Raw genomic sequence first — 21,815 nt, forward strand, 5'->3', positions numbered from 1 at the left:
GTTTCGGACACGTATGGGCGTCAGCCAATGGCTTGGGAGACGGAAAGGTATATCTCAATTCAGAAGGAGGCACCTTCTATTGTGCCGATGCAAATTCTGGCGATGTTATCTGGCAGTACCAGGCTGGTCTTGGACTTTCGTATAATACTCCTGGTTTCTATCAAAACCTTGTATATTTTGGTTCAAATCATGATTATTATGCCTTTGATCAACAAACCGGAGAACTTCAATGGAAATACAACATTGGTGCAGGGAAGACTGATTCAGGTAACATACTTATATATGATGGTGTGTTTTACTGTGGTGGGGCTCATGGTTTTCAGTATTCCGCTGTGAATGCTTTGACAGGGGAAAGTATATGGCTTTTGGACAATGTGGGCAGCAACACCTCACCTACAACTGACGGCACAAACCTAATTGTTGATACAGGTGGAGTAGGGTTTACAACGTATGCGAGGACTGTAGCTCTTGATTTGAAAACAGGAGAAATACAGTATGAACTTCCTTTTGGAGGTCTTTCAGGGCCTGCACTGGGTAACAACCTGGTCTTTATGGCAACAAGAATGGACCCCTATTTTAGGGCATGGGACGCCAAGACAGGAGAAATACGCTGGCAGTATAGAATGGGTGGCCGTGGAGCAGAATCTTGTACGACTATTTATGGAGACAAAGCCTTTTTCATTGCTGATGATTCTTATGCTTATTGTTTTAAGTAGTTACTTCTTATAAGTCCATAAATTTAAAAGTAATGGTCAAAGGATTTCTTGTGTAGTAAATTAAATTACAATGGATAGTTTCTGTATTTAATAGTTTCATATATTTCCTAAATGCATTAATTAAATAAGGAGCATATATAGTTAAATAATTTATTGAATTAGTTTAAACATATAATTGTGCGATAGTTGAGGATAATAATACATGCTAATGGATTATAAAAAGCTATTATATTTTTTGTATCAGTTAGTTCACTTTTATTACTTAAAATTTATGGTTCAAAGCCTTAGTTGGAGGATTGATTGAGCTAAGGAAAAATTTCTAGCAGCTAAACTTGAAAATGGCTGTTACTTTGAAATCTCATTTATTTCGAGAAAATTAAATGAAGTATACAATAAAGAAAACAGATAAATGGCTATTTAGGATACAACAATTAGAATTTTTATCCATTAAGGAAGAGCAAAAAGTTAGTTATTAATACCAACTGAAAAAACTCTTCAATTATTTCATCTGTTATAATCGGTAAAATATTACACGAGTAAAATAAGAATACGATTAGTAGTTATTGAAATTAATAAGAAACTAAACAATATCAGAGGATACTTAATACAAAATTACAATTCCATACCGTTTAACATTGATTAACAATATAATATTAATTTCAACTAAAGCTTCAATAATATATGATGTTTGTTAATGTTTCAAGCAATTTTCCTACAACTTAGATATATTTATCATAGATTATCCAGATTAAATTGGAAAAACTTTAAAAAGTATTAGGTTAATAGAAAAAAAGCTTTACATTTGTAGTACACGTGTAATATTTATGTAAAAGGCGTTAATTATTCACTTTTTGGTAAATGAATTGGAAAAGGTCTAATCGCATAATAAAATTAGAATACTAACTAAATTATTATCTAACACTAACTAAAAAATATGGATTTACAACGATACTCATTAAATCTTATCAGATTTAGTCTGTTAAGTTATATGCTCTTTGGATTTTTTCCTGAGACATTAATGGCCTCGTCCAATTCTTCGAGTGGCACAAAAATAGAAATACATTCACAGATTATTGTATCTGGAACGGTAATGTCGAATGATGGAATACCGTTACCAGGTGTTAATGTCTTGGTAAAAGGAACTACTTTAGGGACACAGACAGACTTTGACGGAAATTATTCAATTAATGTGAATGATGGAAATGCACAATTAGTTTTCAGCTATATTGGATTTGTAACCCAAGAAATTACAATAGGAAACAGGAGCGAAATCAATGTCACTATGATGGAAGATATTGCAGCTTTAAACGAAGTATTGGTGGTAGGATATGGAAAAATGAAAAAGTCAGATATAACAGGTGCCGTGTCATCTGTAAAAGCAAAGGATTTAGCGATTGCACCCGTTTTGGCTGTGACAGATGCCCTGAAAGGACGCGTGTCAGGTGTTGATATTACCAGTGCTGGAGGAAGTCCTGGTGCCGCTCCCCAAATTAGAATTCGTGGTAATCGATCCATTACAGCAACGAATCAGCCTTTATTGGTGTTAGATGGAATCCCATTTCCAGGTAACTTAAATGATATCAACACTAACGATGTGCAGTCTATAGAAGTTCTAAAAGATGCATCCTCCACTGCTATTTATGGGTCTAGAGGAGCTAATGGAGTCCTTTTGATAACAACGAAAAGAGGACTAACTGGAAAAACTAGAGTCACTTTAGATTCATATTATGGTATAACAGAGATATATGGTGAGATCGATACAAGAAATGCTGAGCAATATGTACAACAACGTATCGATGTGGCTAAGTATATGGGTAATTACACCAGCGATCAGGAAGTTTTTCAAGATTGGGAGTGGGAGGCATATCAAAATGGAGTTGACACGAATTGGATGGATTATGTTTTTAACACTGGCAATAGGCAAAATCATCAAATATCTTTTTCTGGTGGTAGCGAGAAAACACAATTTTTAGTTTCAGGAGGATTTTTTAATGAAGAAGCGGTTGTTCCACAAGGGGATTACAGTCGTTTTAATTTCCGTCTTAACTTGGACCATCAAGTGTCCGACTGGTTGAAAATAGGAACTTCAACAAATGTCACTTATTCAGAGAGAAATCATGGTGTTTATGATGATCCATTAGACCCAATTCTGGATGCCAGTATATCGTCAACAGTAATAAATGGACTTATGATGGATGCAATAAGGCTTAGTCCATTGGCTCAACCTTATGATGAGAATGGGGAATTATATGTAGAGAATGGCCCTCAAAGAAACAACACAATGAATCCTGTCGCCAAATATCTTGGTGAATATGCTGCCGAAGATGAATGGATTCAGGTAAACCCTAATTTTTATGGAGAAGTAAAATTTTCAAATTCCCTAACTTATAGATTAAATTTAGCTACTTCATTTAGATACAATCGAACTGGAAACTATTCAACTCCTCAATATAATTATGGAGCACCAGCAGGAGCATCACAGACAAGGGATAATATAAAAGATGTTCTAATTGAAAATATTCTAACGTATAACAAGAGTTTTGATAAACACAATATTATGGCTACGGGTCTTTTTAGTACCCAACAAAATACTCAAGAATTACTTAATGCAAATGTCCAAGAATTACCTTATAATTCACAATTTCATAATTTAGGTTCTGCTCAAACAATTGGTGGTGTTGGCAGTGACTTGCAAGAATGGGGATTGATGTCAGTTATGGGTAGAATTTTTTACAGTTTTGATGACAAATACCTCATTACTGCTACAATGCGTGCAGATGGTTCCTCAAGACTTTCAGAAGGTAATAAATGGGGTTATTTCCCCTCAGCTGCAATTGGATGGAACATAACAAATGAAGATTTTATGAGCGAACAAAATACGTTTGATGATTTAAAATTAAGGTTAAGTTTTGGGCGTGTTGGGAATACTGGTATTTCACCATATCAAACATGGGGAAGTCTTGGTAGGGCAAGTTATAATTTTGGAGCTAATAATGCATTTGGATATTTTCCTGAAGAATTGGCAAATCCAAATTTAAATTGGGAAATGACCAATACATTTAATCTTGGTCTTGATTTTAGCATTGCCAATGGAAGAGTTTCCGGATCTATAGAAGCCTATAAACAATATACTTCCGATTTAATTTTAAGTAGGCAATTGCCTCCTACATCCGGCTTTGCAAATATTCTACAGAATGTTGGTAAAACAGAAAACAATGGTTTTGAAATTACTTTAAATACCACACCTATATCTAATTCCAATGGGCTTAACTGGAGTAGTGACTTAACTGCAGCTTACAATCGTGAGAAAATCGTAGAATTATATAATGGAACTGAAGATGATATTGGGAATAGATGGTTTATCGGTCAACCTATAAATTCGTGGTACTATTATGAATCAGCAGGTGTTTGGCAAGAAAATGAGGCGACTGAAGCTGCTTCCTATAATCAAATTGTCGGTACAACAAAAGTCAAGGATCAAAATAATGACGGCGTGATTTCTGCTGAAGACAGAGTGGTTTTAGGCTCACCTACACCTAGATGGGTAGTTGGGTGGAACAATACATTTAATTACAAAAATTTTGATCTAACTGTCTTTGCAGTGGCTAGATTAAATTTGGTGATACACGATGGATATAGTGACTATTTAACTACAATTGGACCTGCACAGGATATTCACAATGGGCTAAATAGGGATTACTGGCGTCCAGACAACCCTATAAATACGAGACCAGCAGAAAGTGACCATACATTATTGCAGTTTTCGAAAGCTAATACCTATGTAAATGGAGATTTTTTAAAGATACGTGATATAAATTTAGGGTATACGTTAAATAAAGAAAATATACCAAGATTACCATTCGAAAGTCTAAGGATTTATGTTGGAGTTAATAATGCAATTATTTTCAAAAAGAAGTTAGATGGAATAACCATTGATACTGAAAGTGATTCAGGAGATATTTATCATGATTTTAACAATAGAATAAATGTCCCCCCACTTAAAACATTTAGTATAGGAGTAAACGTGAATTTTTAAAACAAAAAAATTATGAAAAGAATATTTTTCAAATACTCAGTTTGTTTGTTGCTGTTAATGGGTTGCAGTAACGTATTGGAAGAGGAAATTGTTTCTGGCATAACTGCCGATACATTTTACATTGATGCAAATGGAATGGAGGGTGCTGTGACTTCAGCATACGCGGAACTAAAGTCACATTATGGCACCCTACTTGGAATAGCACTACTTAAATCTGGAACGGATCTTTATGGCGCGGCTAGATCAGGTAGAACTAGACCAGAACATAATTATGATGGTACTCATAACTCTGCTCACCAAAGTTTTGCCCAGGCATGGAGGGTTTATTATAAGGGTATAAATATTTGTAATACTATTATAAGTAGAGCCCCTGAAGTCGTTACTGATGGGGATCAACTGTCTAGAATTTTGGCTGAAGCGCGGTTTTTAAGAGCCTTCAATTATTTTCAGCTCGTTCAGAATTTTGGTGATGTACATTTAACAACTGAAGAAACAGTAACCGCTGAAATAGAGGCGAATCGTACACCTGCCAGCGAGATCTACGATTCCGTGATCATTCCAGATATTGAATTTGCGGCGGCAAACCTTCCAATTTCAGCTGATGTTGGTAGGGCTACCCAAGCAGCTGCAAAAGTGATTAGGGCTAGAATAGCAATGGTTTTAGAAGATTGGTCTACAGCTGAAACATTGACAAAAAGTATAATCAATGATTATTCCTTTTCGTTAACGGATTCATACGCAGAATTGTGGGATATGAATAACGAAAGTAATTCTGAAACTATTTGGTCCATTCCCTTTTCACAAGATCCTTTAATATCAGGGAGAAATCGTGAAAATGATCTTTTTACCCCATGGTATACAAAACATCCAGGACTTGTTAGTAACCCTAAAGATGGTGGTACATGGGTAGCTTTCAAACCAACACCCTATTTTTATGGTCTATGGGATAAGTCAAAGGACAGAAGATTTTGGGAAGGACTGAAATCAGTTTGGAGAGTACAGAATGAAGCAACGGCACAAAATGGATTAAAAATTGGGGATACTGCACTTTATTATTCTATTGATGTATTAACAGCTGAATATAAGGCGAGTAAACCTTATGTGATATATGATGTTAATGATCTCATAGCTGATGATTCAGCTTGGCCACAACCAACTAAGATACGTGATGATTCACGTGAAAATTTTGGAACGAACCCCAGTAGGGATTTGGTACTTCAACGATTGGCGGACATGTATCTTGTTTTATGTGAAGCACAATTTCATCAGGGTAAAATTTCTGAGGCTGTTGAAACAATGAATGTTCTAAGAAGGAAACGAGCTGTGGATGGAAAAGAAAGTGATATGGAAATAACGGCTACAGAATTGACATTGGATTTTATTTTGGATGAGCGAGGGAGAGAACTTTTTGCTGAGGGACGGAGATGGTTTGTATTAAAGAGGTTAGGCAAACTAGTGGAAAGAGTGAAATTATACAATCACTACGGCGGACAAAATCACATAAAAGATTTTCATATGTTGCGTCCAATTCCACTTGAGCAAATAGAACGTACAAATAATGTTTATCCTCAAAACCCTGGGTATAATTAATAATAACACCTTTTTCGATTTAACTAAAAATTTAGTTTGAGTTTAGTTTGTTTATGTCATTAAGTCGCAGAAGTAATTTTTCTGCGGCTTAATTAATTGAAAATAACTTAAACTTTTATGCCAGGAAAATTAATTCATTTATTGCATTCCTATATCTAAAACTTCTCTTAGTATAAATAGCTTTTATAAGAAAGTCTAAATATTAAAACAGTATAAAGAAATAATACCGAGTTTTTATCAGTCTGTTTTCAGACGAATGAAAATGGTAGCGATAAGGAAAATGATATTTTGAATATAGATATTCATTATTGTATTAATTAAATGAAATCAATTAATAGTGTCGTAGACACGATGGGCTGTTTGTTTTATAAATTGTTGATTGTTCATCTAAAAATAAAAGGTAAGTATATGATATTTAGAAGATTTACAATTATTATTTTAACATTATTGTCGGTATTAGTTAATGCCCAGATCGAATTTGTCTCTAGCGGCGATTTAGAAATAGATTCTTTACGTCAAAGAGTTCTAAAAGACCCGAGCAATCAATATAATTACGAAGAACGGGCTCTACTCATGTATTTATGGATGGGCTCTCTTCAGGAGCAAGGAGCTGATGTTAGCCGCTTTTGGGAAATAGATCAGAAATTTCATAAGCTAGTGGGGTACAATCGATCAAAAATAGATGAACAGGTGCTATTGGAAATTGGTCAAGTCGTAGATCGAGGGTACGAAAAACTGGAGAAGATTCAACATCATTTATTTCAATATGGAACGATCTTTACACCATATGACAGTGAAGGTAAGGATTTTCCTGAAGATGGCGACTTGGAAGCGAATTGGCCCATGTTTCAAGCCAACAAGTACAATAATGGGTATACGGAGGCATCTGGACCTAGGTACGGTAGGAATGTCTGGAAATTTCCTATTGGGCTTGGATGGTACTCTAGGCCGGTGTTAGAAGGTAATCGTGTTTACTTATCTTCGCCAGGTATGAGAACCACAAGTTTTTGTCTTGATTTAAATTCTGGAAGAGAAATTTGGAAATCGACACAACATCACCCCATTTTCGGGACATATAAATATCCTGCAATTATGTCGACCCCTGTCATACAAGACGATAAAATCATCCTAAGGGAGGTTAATTCTCATGGCGGAAATCAGGGGCAGGCTAAGCACTTGGTTTACATCGACAAAAGAACAGGAAAAACCTTAAATCGGTCATATGCTGGACATGTAGATTATCGTACTCGATATGCCCCAGTAGCCTCAAATGATAACTATGTAGTCTATCCGTTTGGGGTTGCAGATATTTATAGTAAACCTGCAATTTGCCAAAACTTTAATCGGTTGATTTGTAAGGATAAAAATAATGAAAAGCTTATATGGGATTTCAATGTTGGCAATATTGATGCCTTGGCCGAACCTGTTATGACTGAAAAAATGGTTTTTCAAGGGACTATGGAAGGATTTGTTTACGCGCTTAACCTCACTGAAGTGGATGAAAGTGTCTACGCCATAGAAATGGATGATAGAAATGACAAAAGAATTATTTCATGGAGTTTCAATGCTGATGGGGCAGTTAACACTTCGGTTGTTGTTCACGAAGGGAAGGTTTATTTTGGCTCGAATAATGGAACCATTTATTGCCTTGACGAGTTAACAGGTGAATTACAGTGGTTTACCAAAGTTGAGTCCATTGAAAAGCGGGCAAGAAAACATTTTTCAACTGGTGTAATTGGAGCTGGGAAATTATATATGGGCTCTGCAAATAAAAATTTGTACTGCTTAGATTTAAATAATGGTGATATTTTATGGCAAGCCACAACGAGGGATTGGGTGCGTTCAAATCCAGTTTTAAACGATAAGGGAGTTTTTGTTGCGGATGTTAGTGGCAGATTGTACGGGTTTGACAAGAAAGGAGATCTGCTTTTTGAGAAAAAAGTTAGTACACATCCAATATATGCAGACTTGGCATTGAGTGAAAATAGGATCGTATTAAATGATAGCCATTTGATCACCTACTGCTTTAACCTAAAAGGAGATCAACTCTGGAAGCATAGTATCTTAAAGGCGAATTTTAGGGATGACGGGGAACGGGTTTTTACAGATCAATTATCGGGAGGCACCTATTACCAATCCAAACCCACTGCAGTAGATGGAATGCTATATTTTGGAAGTCCTGCAGGCTTCCTATATGGTGTCGATGCCGATACAGGTCAGGAATTGTGGAAATTTGAAATGGGTGGAGCCATATCGGTTGCCCCTGCAGTTATGGATGGAAAAGTTTATGCTGGACAGCAGGGAGGAGAACGATTTTATTATTGCAATGATGCCAAAACAGGATCATTGATTTGGAAGCAAACTTTGCCAGGGGGTTGGGTTTGGGGATCGGCAACAGTCGATGATGGACTAGTTTATGTTCCGACTGTTAGTGGTTATGCAGTATGCCTGGATGGTAAAACTGGAAATATTATTTGGATGTATCCAACCGCAAAGTCTATACCCGCAGAACCTGCAATTGAGGGTGACATAGTTTATTTTGGCTCGTGGAGTAGGACGCTATATGCTTTTAATAAAAAAACGGGTGAGGTTGAATGGGAGATGAAAGCACCTAGTCTTGATTCTGGAACCTTGATCACTGATGGGGATAAACTTTATCTTCCAAGTTATAAAAATATTTTCGCTATTTACAACTCTAAAACAGGGGAGTTGCTTTCCGAAGGAAACAAAAATAGGAAGTTGATAGAAGGGATTCATAATTTTCAAGCTTCTCCTGCTTTTCACAAAGGTTTAGGATTTTTCACTGCGAAGGCTGGGATAGGATTTTCCAATCCGCCTTTACTGTCAAGAGTTTACTGTGTAGATATGGAAACAGAAAAAATAAATTGGACCTACCCAGATGGTGGTGGTGTTACTGCACCTGCCTTAGCAAATGGCAGGGTGTATATTGGATCAAGTAATTACCCTTATCTACATGCTCTGGATCAAAAGACAGGAAAACCTTACTGGATCTATAAACTTGGTAATTTGGAAGAAGCTACATTATGTATTTATAGAAACAAATTATACGCACTGTCCAGTGATGGTTATATCCATGCAATTGAATAATATTCAAAACAGTTATATGAGAAAATCAAAGATTTTAGAGTTCCTTTACAAGTGAAATTTCATTCTTTATGAACGATTCATTCAATTTTGTTCTATGCAATTGAACTTAGAAAATCGACTTAACAATTAAATGTTATTACCAATGAAGACTTCAATATTAATATTTTTATATTTTAGAATTGTTGCAAATATTAAGAAATTTTTCCTATTACCTTATTTATATTCGATTTCGAAACGTTTCGTAATTAAAATTATATTACTGGTATTATGCACTTTTGCCTTTTCAATTCAAGGCATTTCACAACAAGAGAATTACTCTCATTTCAAGCTCACTATCACTAACGCCTCAGATGAAATTCTTTTAGTAAAATATAAAGGTATTTGGGAGCTTCCGGGAATGAAGTATATTGATTCCCGAAAAAGTATTAGAGAATTTACTAACCTTATGGCGGAAGAAATAGGTATTACATTTAAAGACCTTTCTCTAAGAGGACTTTTCACAATTTATAAAAATGATGTATTAAATCCTGTTATCTTTAATTATTATAGTGGAAGATATGAATGGGGAGATCTGAAAGTCCCACCAGGATGTACCGATGTTGCTTGGTTTTCGTTGGACGAGGCCTTGAATGTTATCCCTATAAAGCATATGAAGATGATTCTTAAAAAAATATTTGAAAAAAAATCTTATGTGTGGGGAGCTTCAATGCATATTTCTATATATGAAGACCGAAAATTAGACAAATGGCATGTTAATAACCATGCCGTGACTATCAAAGAAGATTTTTATCCATTAAGCGAATGACATTTACCGAAAAAATCTTTAGAGAAATGTCCTCTGAAAAAATGTTATTAAGAAATTGTCAAAAAACAGATTAATTTGTTTTTATTGAGTTTTCCAGAATAACGGGGGTGAGGTTAATTCACTTCGATATTCGAATAATTGAATTTTAAGTTAATTTCAGAAAATATTTAAAAGTATACAATATGAAATACATAAATATTTTTTGGTCTCCATCAAATAAATGAATTAAGGTTACGTATTCTTAACAAATAATATTCTAAAAAAACCTATTTTAGTGACAACTTTTTTGTAGGCCTCTTTTATTTTCTTGTTATGCTTTCACGAAAAATGATGGTGCCACCCACTATTTGATCTTCTATAAGTTCGTTTGATGATTTTATCAGTTGTACTAATTTTTCAATAGCAATTGTACTAGCGCTCTTGATATCTAATTGAACTGTGGACAAAGGGGGCTGCACAAGGTTCGAAATTCTAACATGACCAAATCCCATGACCCCAATATCATCAGGTATTTTAATACCTTTTTTATAACACGCCTCATAAACTCCCAATGCCACGGAGTCGTTCACACAAATTACAGCTTCAGGAAGCTCGTTATGGGTTTGAAGAAAAAGGAGAAAAGACTCCATAGCATTTTTTTTATCCAAATCCGTTTTTATTATCCAACCATTAGGGATACTCAGATTTGAATTATTCATGGCGTCTTTAAAACCATTTAAACGATCATAACTAATATTGATGTGCTGGGGACCACTGAGATACATTATTTTTTTGTATCCCCTTTTAATTATTTCACTAGTTAAGTCATACGATAATTTGTAATCTTCGAAAAAAATACCGGAATTATCTATATTACGCTGTTTTCTGTCAAAATATAAAAGTGGTTTTCTATGTTTTTCAATTAAAGAAAAAGCGCGGTCGGAAACGGAGGAAGATGCAGAATCAATTAAAATACCATCCACGTTCATAGAAAGTAGGGTCTTAACATTTTGAAATTCAATTTCCTCATCTTCAAAAGAGACCATTAATATGATTTGATAATTTAGTTCAGCTGCCTTGCGATATAACTCCTCTATAACAGAAGAGAAAAATGAATGGTTTATTTTGGGCACAATAATACCAAGAGTATCGGTTTTTTTTGTAGACAGACTTCTTCCTATTCCACTGGGAATATATCCTAGTTGATCAGCAAGTTCTTTTATTTTTTTCTTAGTATCATTAGAAATGTCTGGGTGGTCTTGAAGCGCCTTTGTAACTGTTACTCTCGATACATTGAGAATGTCAGCAATATATTGTTGATTGATTTTCAAAATAATTCTTTTGCAATAGTTTTACTCGTGTAATACCCAAAGATAATATAAAAACCGTTATTTATAAGAATTTTTAGAATAAAAGCTATTGTTTTTAGCTCATTACTATACTTTACAATATAAGTTATGATATTTTATTATAATAATATCACACGTGTAATATATTTTTCGTATTATTGACTAATATTAGGGAATAATGTTTTGTGTAATTCCCTAACATTTATAAAGAGTCATAAAAAATTAAAGTATTGAATTATGGAAATAGTTTATGCCCTTGTGGCGATTCTAGCGTGGGGAACATGGATTGCCCCATCACAAAATGTAAAAATCAAAAATCAGCAAACACGAACACTTTACGTTACCATTGCGGTATTGCTGCTTGCATTAATAGCCTCAATTTTTGTTGGTTTTGATGGTCTTAACTCTAGTACAATGTGGTATCCTTTTATAGGCGGACTTATTTGGGCTGTTAGTGGTTGGAGTGCTTTTGTGGGAACAAAAAACCTTGGAATGGCTAAAGCTTTTGGAATATGGGCACCCATGAATATTGTCGTTTCAATAATGTGGGGGGCATTATTGTTTAATGAATTTTCAGATATAAAATTCAACGCTCTTCTTTTAGCCTTATTGGCTTTCACCATCATAGTTATTGGTATTCTTCTTATAATTTTTTCCGGAGGTACAACTTCTGAAAAGACTGAAGGAAAATCAAAATTCATTGGACTTTTGGGAGCAATGGGGGCAGGAGTTGGCTTTGCTACTTATTTTATTCCAATAATTTGGGGTTCCAAAAACTCGAGTGCAGCATTTGAAGGTTTTAATATGTGGATTGGTACTTTACCCCTTGCGCTTGGAATGTTTGTTGGAAGCCTGATTTTAATGCTCATTTCACGAGCATCTCCAAAATTAGAAAAAACTTCTGATTATTTCCGTGTGCTTAGCACTGGGTTCTTATGGGGTGTAGGTAATTATGGGGCTTTGGCCTTAGTGGAGTTAATTGGTGCTGGTAAAGGGTTCACTATTGCGCAATTGTGTGTTGTGGTCAATGCTCTTGTTGGCGTTTATATATTAAAGGAGCCAAAACCCAATTCGAAAGCAGCGAAATTGACCCTGCTTGGGGTGATTATAGCCATAACAGGAGGCGTAATATTAATGAATTTTGAAAGTATTATAGGTTAAAATAATAAAGATGAAAACATTCAGATTACCAGAGAAACACAAGGAATATAAAAATTTTATAAATGGAAAATGGGTTGAATCTTCCAGTAATGAAACTTTTGAGCGTATCAGCCCTGGACACGGAGAAGTGGTTGGATGTTACCCTTTGAGTAATCAAAGGGATACTGAAATCGCTATTTTGTCAGCTCGAAATGCTTTTAAAAGTAAAGAATGGTCGCATCTAACAGGTGCTGAAAGAGAAAAAATTATTAGAAAAACGGCTTCCATTATTAGAGAGCGAGCTGAAGAACTTGCTCTAATAGAAACCTTGGAAAGTGGTAAACCTATTTCTCAGGCTATTGATGAAATGGAATGGGCAGCGGGAATTTGGGATTATTCAGCGACACTGGCGAGACACATTGCGGGAGAAGCAAATACCAATGTAGGAAATGATATGACAGTTATGATGCAAAAGGTACCCATAGGGGTTGTCGGTATGATTACCCCTTGGAACTTTCCATTGCTAATCATATCCCAGAAACTACCTATAGCCTTGGCTGCTGGATGCACAGCTGTAATTAAGCCATCAGAGTTAACCCCCGGTACGACCTTATTATTAGGTGAAATACTCCAAGAAGCTGGATTGCCAAACGGTGTTGTTAATATTTTGGCTGGTTATGGTAATCCGGTAGGTCAAACATTAGCTGAAAGTAATGATGTCGATATGATCACTTTTACAGGAAGCACTGCTGTAGGTAAACATATTGTGCGAGCCTCTGCGGGGAATCTTAAAAAAGTTACTTTGGAATTAGGAGGTAAAAATCCTCAGATTATTTTTCCTGATGCGGATATAGATGTTTTGATAGATGCTGTAGTTTTTGGGATTTACTTCAACATGGGAGAGTGTTGTAATAGTGGTAGCCGTATTATTATTCATGAAGAAGTGGTGACTAGTTTTATAGAGAAAGTAGTTACTCATGCAAAAAAAGTTAAGGTGGGGGACCCTTTAGATCCAAAGGTAAAAGTAGGAGCTATCATAAATAATAAACAGTTTGATAAAATTATGGAATATATAGCATCAGGAAAGGCTCAAGGGGCTACATTGAAGTTAGGCGGTAATAGAATTACTTCGAAAAAAGGCTTATTCATTGAGCCTACTATTTTCATTGATGTTAAGCCGGAAATGGATATTGCTTGTGAAGAAATATTTGGACCTGTACTTTCAATACTTACATTTAAAACTAATGAGGAGGCAATTGAAATAGCGAATAATACGGTTTATGGGTTGTCTGCAGGAGTTTGGACCAAGGATTTAGATACTGCAATGATAATGACTAGAAATATCGATGCCGGAACTGTTTGGGTAAATAATTGGATGTCTGGTTATCCTGAAATTCCTTTTGGCGGAATGAAACAAAGTGGTCTTGGAAGAGAATTGGGTCCACAAAGTATAAATGAATTTATGGAAACAAAATCAATCCTCATAAAATCAAATCCTGCTTCCGGTAATTGGACCTATGGAAGTTAATTTTAAATCAGCAAAATAGAGAACTTATTAAATATGAAAGTAAATTCCTTTAAAATATTACAAGCTGAGGAAGCTGTTAAGCACATTAAAGATGGTGATACTGTTGTTTTCGGAGGTGCTGGAGCAGGACATGCCGTCCCAGATAAAGTAATGGATGCTCTTGGTGCTAGATTTGTAAAAACAGGTTATCCTAGAAAATTAAAAACAATACATCCTTGTGGTATTGGTGATAATGATTCTAAGGGGCTCAACCATATAGCACATGAAGGTTTAATTGACACCAATATTGGGGGTTTCTGGGGTAATGCGCCTAAGATGGTTACCTTAGCAAAGGAAAATAAAATCAAAGGATACAATTTTCCACAAGGCATTATGAGTCATTTGATGCGAGCGAGTGCGTCTAATAAACCTGGTGTCATCAGTCAAGTGGGAATAAAGACTTTTGTGGATCCTGAACATGGCGGAGGAAAGATTAACGAAGTTACCTTAGAAGACCTTGTACAGCGAATAAAAATCAATGGGAAAGATTATTTATTTTATAATTCATTCAAAATTGATGTTGCAATTATCCGTGGTACTTCGATAGATTCTGAGGGTAACTTGACTATGGAGGAAGAGGTAGGTTCTTTCTCAATGCTATCCATTGCACAAGCGGCAAAAATCAATAATGGAATCGTTATTGCTCAAGTAAAAAACATTAATAAAGGTCATTGTATACCGGGCCAGGTCAAAGTTCCTGGGATATTTATCGACTACATAGTTCAAGACAAGGAACAAGGAATGACTTTCATTTCTAAATTTGACCAGGCATTAGTCCATAGAGAGAAGTACTATACTGATAAGGAATTTCAACTTGAGGGAATTAAACGTATAGTAAGTAGGCGAGCGGCAATGGAGTTGTACAAAGGAGCCATTGTAAACCTGGGATATGGAATGTCAGATGGAATACCTGTTGTAGCCAAAGAGGAGGGGATTACGGATAAAATGATTTTTATGATTGAGCAAGGTGCATCTGGGGGTATTCCTACTATGGGGCTAAATTTTGGAGCGATGTATAATCCGTCATCAATAATTGATGATGGCTATCAATTTGATTTTTTTCATGGGGGTGGGCTAGATATTGCCTATTTAGGCTTCGCACAAATAGATAAGTACGGGAATGTAAACTCCAGCAGATTTGGAAATGTTTTAACAGGCTGTGGAGGATTTATTGATATTTCACAAAATGCCAAGAAATTAGTGTTTTGTGGTTCTTTCTCCGTTAAATCAAAAATTCAAATTACCGATGAAGGATTGAAAATAGAAAATACTGGTAAGTTCAATAAATTTATTAATCATGTAGAACAGATTACTTTTTCAGGTCAATTGGCATTAGAAAATGAGCAACATGTATTATATATTACAGAACGGGCAGTGTTTAAACTAACAAATGAAGGCCTCGTACTGATTGAAATCGCTGCAGGAGTGGATTTGAAAACTGATGTACTTGATATGATGGATTTCACGCCGTTAATTGATAAATCCGTTAAGATCATGGATTCGTCAATATTTAGGATTGGTTGTTTGGGGCTTTAACAAAAAATAAGAGAGATATGAGCAATATGATATTGACTTCGTTAGAAAAAGGACTATTTACGGTAACACTCAATTATCCCGAAAAATACAATTGTATAGGAGTTGAAATGCTGAACGATTTGATGCAAGCCGTAACAAATGCTAGTACAAGTTCTAAGATTCGTGCCTTTCTTATAAGAGGAGCGGGGGATAGAGCATTCTCATCTGGAGCAAATATCAAAGAGTTTAATGGGCTTGGTTCTAATGAAGCTAAGAATTGGATAGAATTAGGCAATGCCATAAATAATGCAATAGAGACCTTAAAAAAGCCTACCGTCGCTTATATTAATGGTTATGCTTTGGGTGGTGGATTAGAATTGGCTCTGGCATGTGATTTTAGGTTAGTTTCGAAGAAAGCAGTATTGGCAATGCCTGAGGTATCCAATGGGTGGCTACCTGGGTGGGGCGGTATGACAAGACTTCGCAAATTGATAGGTGAAGCTGAAGCAAAGCGCCTTATATTATTAAGTGAAAAGATAGATGCTAATACTGCAAAATCAATTGGTATTATTACAAAAATACTTGAGGAAGGTCAAGAAGAAATCTTATTGAATGCCTTTATGGATCGTCTTATGAAAATAAAACCAATTGCATATGCTTATGCAAAAGCAGCAATAATGGACGAAATGAGAACAACTTCTGGGTCCGATATCGATTTTGATATATTGGCAATGCAAATAGCAAAAGAAACAGGTATTTAAAAATATACAAAAATTTACTTCAAATGATAATTGACTCTGGTATAACAATTAATACCTTAGAAAAACAACTTGCTAGTTACTGGAAATTAGCAAAAAGTAAAGTAATACTTTTGAATGACAAATATGATTATTCAAAAGGATCTCCAGTGGTTACAATTAATGGACAATATACTTCACGTGGTTGGACTGAATGGACTCAAGGTTTTCAATACGGAATACCATTATTAATTGCCGAGGCTGTAGGGGATGAAGATATGTTGCGATTTGGCAAACAAAAGACGATTGCAAATATGGATCATCATTTGAGTCATTTTGGTGTGCATGATCATGGTTTTAATAATATGAGTACTTATGGTAATTTGTTACGCCTGGCCAATCAAGATAAATTTAAGGCAAGTAAAGAGGAAAAGAAATTTTATCGTTTAGCTCTTTCTATGTCCGGTTCAGTGCAGGCCAAAAGGTGGTCGAGAGTTCAAGGTGGGGGATTTATATATTCGTTCAACGGGCCACATTCATTGTTTGTTGATACTATTCGAACCTGTAGAATTTTGTTAGCTGCTCATAAGCTTGGTCATCGTATGTTGGACGAGAATGATAAGGAAATTAATTTACTTAAGAGGGTTATCATACATGGTATGACAACAGCTAAATATTCAGTATACTATGGTGAAGGTCGCGATATTTATGATGTTTCCGGTCGTGTAGCTCATGAATCTATTTTTAATATGAATGATGGCGAATATCGTTGCCCTAATACTCAACAAGGTTATTCAGGTTTTACTACATGGACTCGTGGACTGGCATGGGCAATGGTTGGATTTACTGAAATTTTAGAATTTTTAATTAAAGAAAAAATTAAATTCGACGGTATCGAAAAAGTTAAAGAAACATTTTTTCGAGCAGCAAAATCGACATGCGATTTTTATATTAATCATACTTCTTCTGATGGAATCCCCTATTGGGACACCGGAGCATCTAAAATTCATAAACTTGGAGATTATCAAAATAGACCAGCTGAAATTTATAATGATTATGAACCAATTGACAGTTCAGCCGCAGCCATAGGAGCGCAAGGTCTAATGCGACTTGGACAATTATTAATTGATGTCGATAGAGATGCATCTGTCAAATATTCTAAAGCGGGACTAACGGTAATCAAGACACTATTAGGCAAAGACTATTTGGCTCTGGATCCAATGCATCAAGGTATTTTACGCCATTCCATTTACCATAACCCTAATGGCTGGGATCAAATTCCAAAAGGGAAGAAAGTTCCGGCAGACGAGTCTAGCATGTGGGGAGATTACCATATGACCGAGTTATGCCTTTTAGTTCAGAAAATGATAAATGGAAAATATTATACTTTTTTCGAGCATTTATCTTAAATATGTAATAAGTAAAAAAACATTAAAATGATTATTTATATATCAAAACATTGAGGTGATGTTAAAGTTGAGTAAGATAATTAAAAATTTAGGGCCAGCTTTATTTATTATAGGTTATGTAGTAGGAACTGGTAGCGTTACATCTATGGTGGTATCTGGAGCAAAGTTTGGGTTAAGTTTAGTATGGGCTTTGTTTTTATCCTGTTTTTTTACCTATTTTCTTCTTGCAGCCATTAGCAAGCTGACAATAGTTTCAGGTGAAACTTTATTATATAATTTTAGAAAATATATTGGTTCTGGATTTACTGTATTTATAATGTTTGCTTTGCTCGTTTCAATTGTATCCTCATGTGTTGGGGTTATGGGTGTAATGACTGAAGTGGTCCTTGGTTGGATACAAGAATATTCCACAATATCATTTTTGAATAATATAGTAGTATCGATATTTTTCATCATCCTTCTGATTGGTCTGTTTTGGATGGGAAAGCATAAGTATTTTCTAAATGTTATGGCTATTTTTGTTGGTATTATGGCGCTTGCCTTTGTATTAACGAGCGTTATGGTGCTGAAAGAAACTACAGCCTCGATAGTTGAGTTTTTTCCAAGGATTCCTGAGTCTGAAAATTCTGGATTAATAATTTCTGGCATGGTAGGGACAACAATGGCGGGGGTATGCTTAGCTTCTAGAAGTATTCTTGTACAAGAACAGAAATGGGGAATATCAGACATGGCTGCTGAAAAAAAGGACGCTGTATCTTCTATGATAATGACTTTTGTTATCTGTTTTGCTATTATGGTAAGTGCAACAGGGACACTTTATTTCACCGGGACTGAGGTGAATAATGCCACTGACATGATGAATACTTTAGGCCCTTGGGCTGGTGAATTTGCAATGTCTCTGTTCACATTTGGTATTATAGGCGCAGGACTTTCCTCCATATTTCCTAACCTTCTTTTGTTTCCGTGGCTAATATCTGATTATACCCATACTGCAAGAAATATGAAGCGACCATTATTCAAAATGATTGTGGTTTTGGTGGCATTGACATGTCTAATAGTTCCAATTATGGGAGGCAAACCGGTATGGATCTTAATTGCTTCACAAGCCTTTAGCCCGTTTATTATGCCTTTAATTACTCTGGTTCTAATGATTTTGTTGAATAAAAAGAGTGTAATGGCTGAATACAAGGTAGGATTAAGTTTAAACCTGGCCTTGGGCGCTACCTTTATATTTAACTGTTATATGATGGTTACATCCATTAAAGGCTTTCTTGTGATGTTTTCATAGAATTAAGTGAATTTTTTAAAAAGTAAAAGTTATATGTTATTTAAAATAAACGAATGACATTTTAATTAAAAACAATGAAGTACGTTGGTGGATTAATTTAGCACGTAGTTTAGAATGATGGGGAGAATATAATTACAATTAATAGATTTTCAAATCATTAATTAATATAACAACTAATATGATGGCAGAATTTATAAATGATAATTTTTTGTTAGAAAATAAATATGCTGAAGAATTATATCATACATATTCTAAAAATCAACCAATTATTGATTATCATAATCACTTATCACCTCAGCGAATTGCAGACGACACTGTTTTTAATAATATCACAAGTGCATGGATCAATGGCGATCACTATAAATGGCGTGCTATGCGTACAATTGGGATAAATGAAATGTTTATAACAGGTGATGCATCAGACAAGGACAAGTTTTTAAAATGGGCAAAAACCGTACCTTATACAATTCGCAACCCTTTATACCATTGGACACATTTAGAACTTGCCAGATATTTTGGGATTTATGATTTATTAAATGAAAAATCTGCTGAAAAAATCTGGGAACAAACTCAAGAAAAATTAAACACTAAAGGATACAGTTGTAGAGGGTTGCTAAAAAAAATAAATGCAGAATTCATATGCACTACTCAAGATCCTACGGACAAATTAGAGCATCATCAAAAATTAGCTAATAGTGATTTTGAAGTAAAAGTAAGTACTGCTTTTAGACCTGATAAGGCCATCCTAATTTTAAACAAGGATTTTAATAAGTACATTGACACATTGGGTCAAGTAGCTGGGATATCGATTGAGAGATACAGTGATTTATGTGATGCTTTAAAGAATAGAATGGAATATTTTAATAAAAAAGGATGTAGGATTAGCGATCATGGATTGGATCAAATCTTTTTTGAAGATTATACAGAAAATGAAGTTAGCTCTATATTTGAAAAGAAAAGAGAAAATATAGAAATCAGTAAAGAGGAAGCTTTAAAATTCCAATGTGCAATTTTAATTTTTTTATGTGAATCTTATCACGAATATGGATGGGTGCAACAATTCCATTTAGGTGCACTGAGAAATAATAATAAACGGATGCACCGTATTTTAGGTCCAGATACGGGTTGGGATTCAATTGGAGATTTTCCACAAGCCAAAAAGTTATCGGCCTTTTTGAATACACTTGATATTAAAGATAAACTGGCAAAAACTATAATTTATAATTTAAATCCGGCAGATAACGAAGTTATGGCCTCAATGATAGGCAACTTCAATGATGGTAGCATTAAAGGTAAAGTTCAGTTTGGGTCTGGGTGGTGGTTTCTTGATCAAAAAGACGGTATGATTAAGCAATTAAATGCTCTTTCTAATATGGGACTTATTAGCTGTTTTATTGGAATGTTAACGGACTCTAGAAGTTTTATGTCTTTTCCGAGACATGAGTATTTCAGACGCCTTTTATGTAATCTTTTAGGAGATGAAATGCAAAGAGGTGAGCTGCCAATGGACATAAATTGGATTGGGAAAATAGTTTCAGATATTAGTTATTATAATGCAAAAGAATATTTCAATATTTAAACAAAAATCAAATCTAAAAGATATGAGAAAACTTGAAGGAAGAGTAGCAGTTGTAACGGGAGGAGCCAGAGATATTGGTCGAGAGATATCTTTAAAATTGGCAAAACTAGGTGCTAAAGTTGTTATTAATTATTTTGACAGTAAAGAAGATGCCAGGCAAACTCTTAAGTTAATTAAAGCTTTTGGAGGTATAGCTATTTGTGTTCAGGGAGATGCGTCAAAATTGGATGACATTAATAAATTAGTATATAAAACTACTGAGGCTTTTGGAGATAAAGTAGATATATTGGTAAATGTAGCAGGTGGATTGTTTGCAAGGAAAACAATTGCTGAAATTGATGAAAACTTATACAATCTAATTATGGATGTAAATTTTAAGTCTTGTGTTTTTGTTACGCAAGCTTTTGTTCCATTTATGGATAGGGGATCATCAATAATAAATTTTTCATCTCAAGCAGGTAGAGATGGGGGAGGTCCTGGAGCTTTTTTATATGCAGCGTCTAAGGGGGCAGTTTCTTCATTTACGAGAGGATTGGCTAAAGAATTGGGGCCAAAAGGCATACGTGTCAATGCATTAACCCCCGGGATGATTGCAACAAGGTTTCATGATGATTTCACAAAAGATGAAGTGCGTACTAATGTTGCAAAAATGACCCCGTTGAGACGTGAAGGTCGTCCAGAGGAGGTAGCCAATTTGGTAACCTTTTTAGCTAGTGATGAATCTTCATATTTAACAGGAAACAATGTAGATATTAACGGAGGGTTTTTATTTAGTTAGTACTCTTTAACAAGTATAAATTTAAAGTATTTACGATAAATATATTTATTATAAATAATGATTAAATATCAATGAGTAAAGTAGTGACATTTGGGGAGATCATGCTAAGGTTAGCCCCGGAAGGATTTTTAAGATTTTCACAGGCCAGTAGTTTTGATGTAATCTACGGTGGGGGCGAGTCCAATGTGGCTGTCTCCTTAGCCAATTACGGGGTGGATG

Annotated in this window: 14 protein-coding genes and 1 pseudogene; 14 read left to right on the forward strand and 1 reads right to left on the reverse strand. The window is 35.1% G+C overall.

The features are described 5' to 3' along the window. The 5 genes from MR054_RS16580 to MR054_RS16600 form a co-directional block, all read left to right on the forward strand. Positions 1-716 (forward strand): PQQ-binding-like beta-propeller repeat protein (locus MR054_RS16580; protein WP_242158946.1); only part of this gene is annotated, 716 nt, incomplete at its 5' end. A gap of 934 nt (positions 717-1,650) precedes the next feature. Further along, a complete protein-coding gene (locus tag MR054_RS16585) occupies positions 1,651-4,752 on the forward strand; it encodes a SusC/RagA family TonB-linked outer membrane protein (protein ID WP_242158948.1) in 3,102 nt (1,033 codons plus the stop codon). 12 nt (positions 4,753-4,764) lie between these two features. Continuing rightward, complete coding sequence (locus tag MR054_RS16590) at positions 4,765-6,342, forward strand: RagB/SusD family nutrient uptake outer membrane protein (RefSeq protein ID WP_242158950.1); 1,578 nt, start codon at positions 4,765-4,767, stop codon at positions 6,340-6,342. A 408-nt stretch (positions 6,343-6,750) separates the two neighbouring features. Then, a complete protein-coding gene (locus tag MR054_RS16595; RefSeq protein ID WP_242158951.1) occupies positions 6,751-9,450 on the forward strand; it encodes a PQQ-binding-like beta-propeller repeat protein in 2,700 nt (899 codons plus the stop codon). Positions 9,451-9,592: 142 nt separating this feature from the next. Further along, positions 9,593-10,255 carry an NUDIX hydrolase gene (locus MR054_RS16600; RefSeq protein ID WP_242158952.1) on the forward strand — a complete coding sequence of 221 codons (663 nt, stop codon included), beginning with the start codon at positions 9,593-9,595 and terminating at the stop codon, positions 10,253-10,255. 299 nt (positions 10,256-10,554) lie between these two features. Here MR054_RS16600 and MR054_RS16605 read toward each other — a convergent pair whose 3' ends face one another. Next, the gene (locus MR054_RS16605) at positions 10,555-11,565 is read right to left on the reverse strand and encodes a LacI family DNA-binding transcriptional regulator (protein WP_242158953.1); all 1,011 of its coding nucleotides are present in this window, start codon (positions 11,563-11,565) and stop codon (positions 10,555-10,557) included. Between the two features lie 255 nt (positions 11,566-11,820). Between MR054_RS16605 and MR054_RS16610 the strand changes: the two genes are divergently transcribed. From MR054_RS16610 to MR054_RS16650, 9 genes and pseudogenes are all read left to right on the forward strand, one after another. Beyond that, positions 11,821-12,744, forward strand: a complete 924-nt coding sequence (locus MR054_RS16610) for a GRP family sugar transporter (RefSeq protein ID WP_242158954.1) — start codon at positions 11,821-11,823, stop codon at positions 12,742-12,744. A gap of 10 nt (positions 12,745-12,754) precedes the next feature. Then, a complete protein-coding gene (locus MR054_RS16615) occupies positions 12,755-14,251 on the forward strand; it encodes an aldehyde dehydrogenase family protein (protein ID WP_242158955.1) in 1,497 nt (498 codons plus the stop codon). Between the two features lie 33 nt (positions 14,252-14,284). Then, the gene (locus MR054_RS16620; protein ID WP_242158956.1) at positions 14,285-15,826 is read left to right on the forward strand and encodes an acyl CoA:acetate/3-ketoacid CoA transferase; all 1,542 of its coding nucleotides are present in this window, start codon (positions 14,285-14,287) and stop codon (positions 15,824-15,826) included. A 17-nt stretch (positions 15,827-15,843) separates the two neighbouring features. Further along, entirely contained in the window at positions 15,844-16,566 is a 723-nt protein-coding gene (locus MR054_RS16625) for an enoyl-CoA hydratase/isomerase family protein (RefSeq protein ID WP_242158957.1), read from the forward strand. Between the two features lie 23 nt (positions 16,567-16,589). Beyond that, positions 16,590-17,951 (forward strand): glycoside hydrolase family 88 protein, encoded by a 1,362-nt coding sequence (locus tag MR054_RS16630; RefSeq protein WP_242158959.1) that lies wholly within the window; start codon positions 16,590-16,592, stop codon positions 17,949-17,951. 67 nt (positions 17,952-18,018) lie between these two features. Further along, positions 18,019-19,239, forward strand: coding sequence for an Nramp family divalent metal transporter (locus MR054_RS16635; RefSeq protein WP_242158960.1), 1,221 nt, complete (start codon positions 18,019-18,021; stop codon positions 19,237-19,239). A 178-nt stretch (positions 19,240-19,417) separates the two neighbouring features. Continuing rightward, positions 19,418-20,818, forward strand: a complete 1,401-nt coding sequence (gene uxaC, locus MR054_RS16640) for a glucuronate isomerase (protein WP_242158961.1) — start codon at positions 19,418-19,420, stop codon at positions 20,816-20,818. Then, entirely contained in the window at positions 20,793-21,596 is an 804-nt protein-coding gene (locus MR054_RS16645) for an SDR family NAD(P)-dependent oxidoreductase (RefSeq protein ID WP_242158962.1), read from the forward strand. Before uxaC ends, MR054_RS16645 begins: the two co-directional genes overlap by 26 nt. A 71-nt stretch (positions 21,597-21,667) precedes the next feature. After that, positions 21,668-21,815: pseudogene (locus MR054_RS16650) on the forward strand (sugar kinase); the annotation flags it as partial.

It is taken from the genome of Aestuariivivens sediminis, assembly GCF_022662105.1.
In the GTDB taxonomy this organism is placed as follows: domain Bacteria; phylum Bacteroidota; class Bacteroidia; order Flavobacteriales; family Flavobacteriaceae; genus Aestuariivivens; species Aestuariivivens sediminis.

Excerpts from the sequence above, each read along its gene's own strand:
- MR054_RS16620 (WP_242158956.1), top strand. The coding sequence starts at position 14,285 with ATGAAAGTAAATTCCTTTAAAATATTACAAGCTGAGGAAGCTGTTAAG.
- MR054_RS16625 (WP_242158957.1), top strand. The coding sequence starts at position 15,844 with ATGAGCAATATGATATTGACTTCGTTAGAAAAAGGACTATTTACGGTA.
- MR054_RS16610 (WP_242158954.1), top strand. The coding sequence starts at position 11,821 with ATGGAAATAGTTTATGCCCTTGTGGCGATTCTAGCGTGGGGAACATGG.
- MR054_RS16595 (WP_242158951.1), top strand. The coding sequence starts at position 6,751 with ATGATATTTAGAAGATTTACAATTATTATTTTAACATTATTGTCGGTA.
- MR054_RS16590 (WP_242158950.1), top strand. The coding sequence starts at position 4,765 with ATGAAAAGAATATTTTTCAAATACTCAGTTTGTTTGTTGCTGTTAATG.
- MR054_RS16600 (WP_242158952.1), top strand. The coding sequence starts at position 9,593 with ATGAAGACTTCAATATTAATATTTTTATATTTTAGAATTGTTGCAAAT.
- MR054_RS16585 (WP_242158948.1), top strand. The coding sequence starts at position 1,651 with ATGGATTTACAACGATACTCATTAAATCTTATCAGATTTAGTCTGTTA.
- MR054_RS16615 (WP_242158955.1), top strand. The coding sequence starts at position 12,755 with ATGAAAACATTCAGATTACCAGAGAAACACAAGGAATATAAAAATTTT.
- uxaC (WP_242158961.1), top strand. The coding sequence starts at position 19,418 with ATGATGGCAGAATTTATAAATGATAATTTTTTGTTAGAAAATAAATAT.
- MR054_RS16630 (WP_242158959.1), top strand. The coding sequence starts at position 16,590 with ATGATAATTGACTCTGGTATAACAATTAATACCTTAGAAAAACAACTT.
- MR054_RS16645 (WP_242158962.1), top strand. The coding sequence starts at position 20,793 with ATGCAAAAGAATATTTCAATATTTAAACAAAAATCAAATCTAAAAGAT.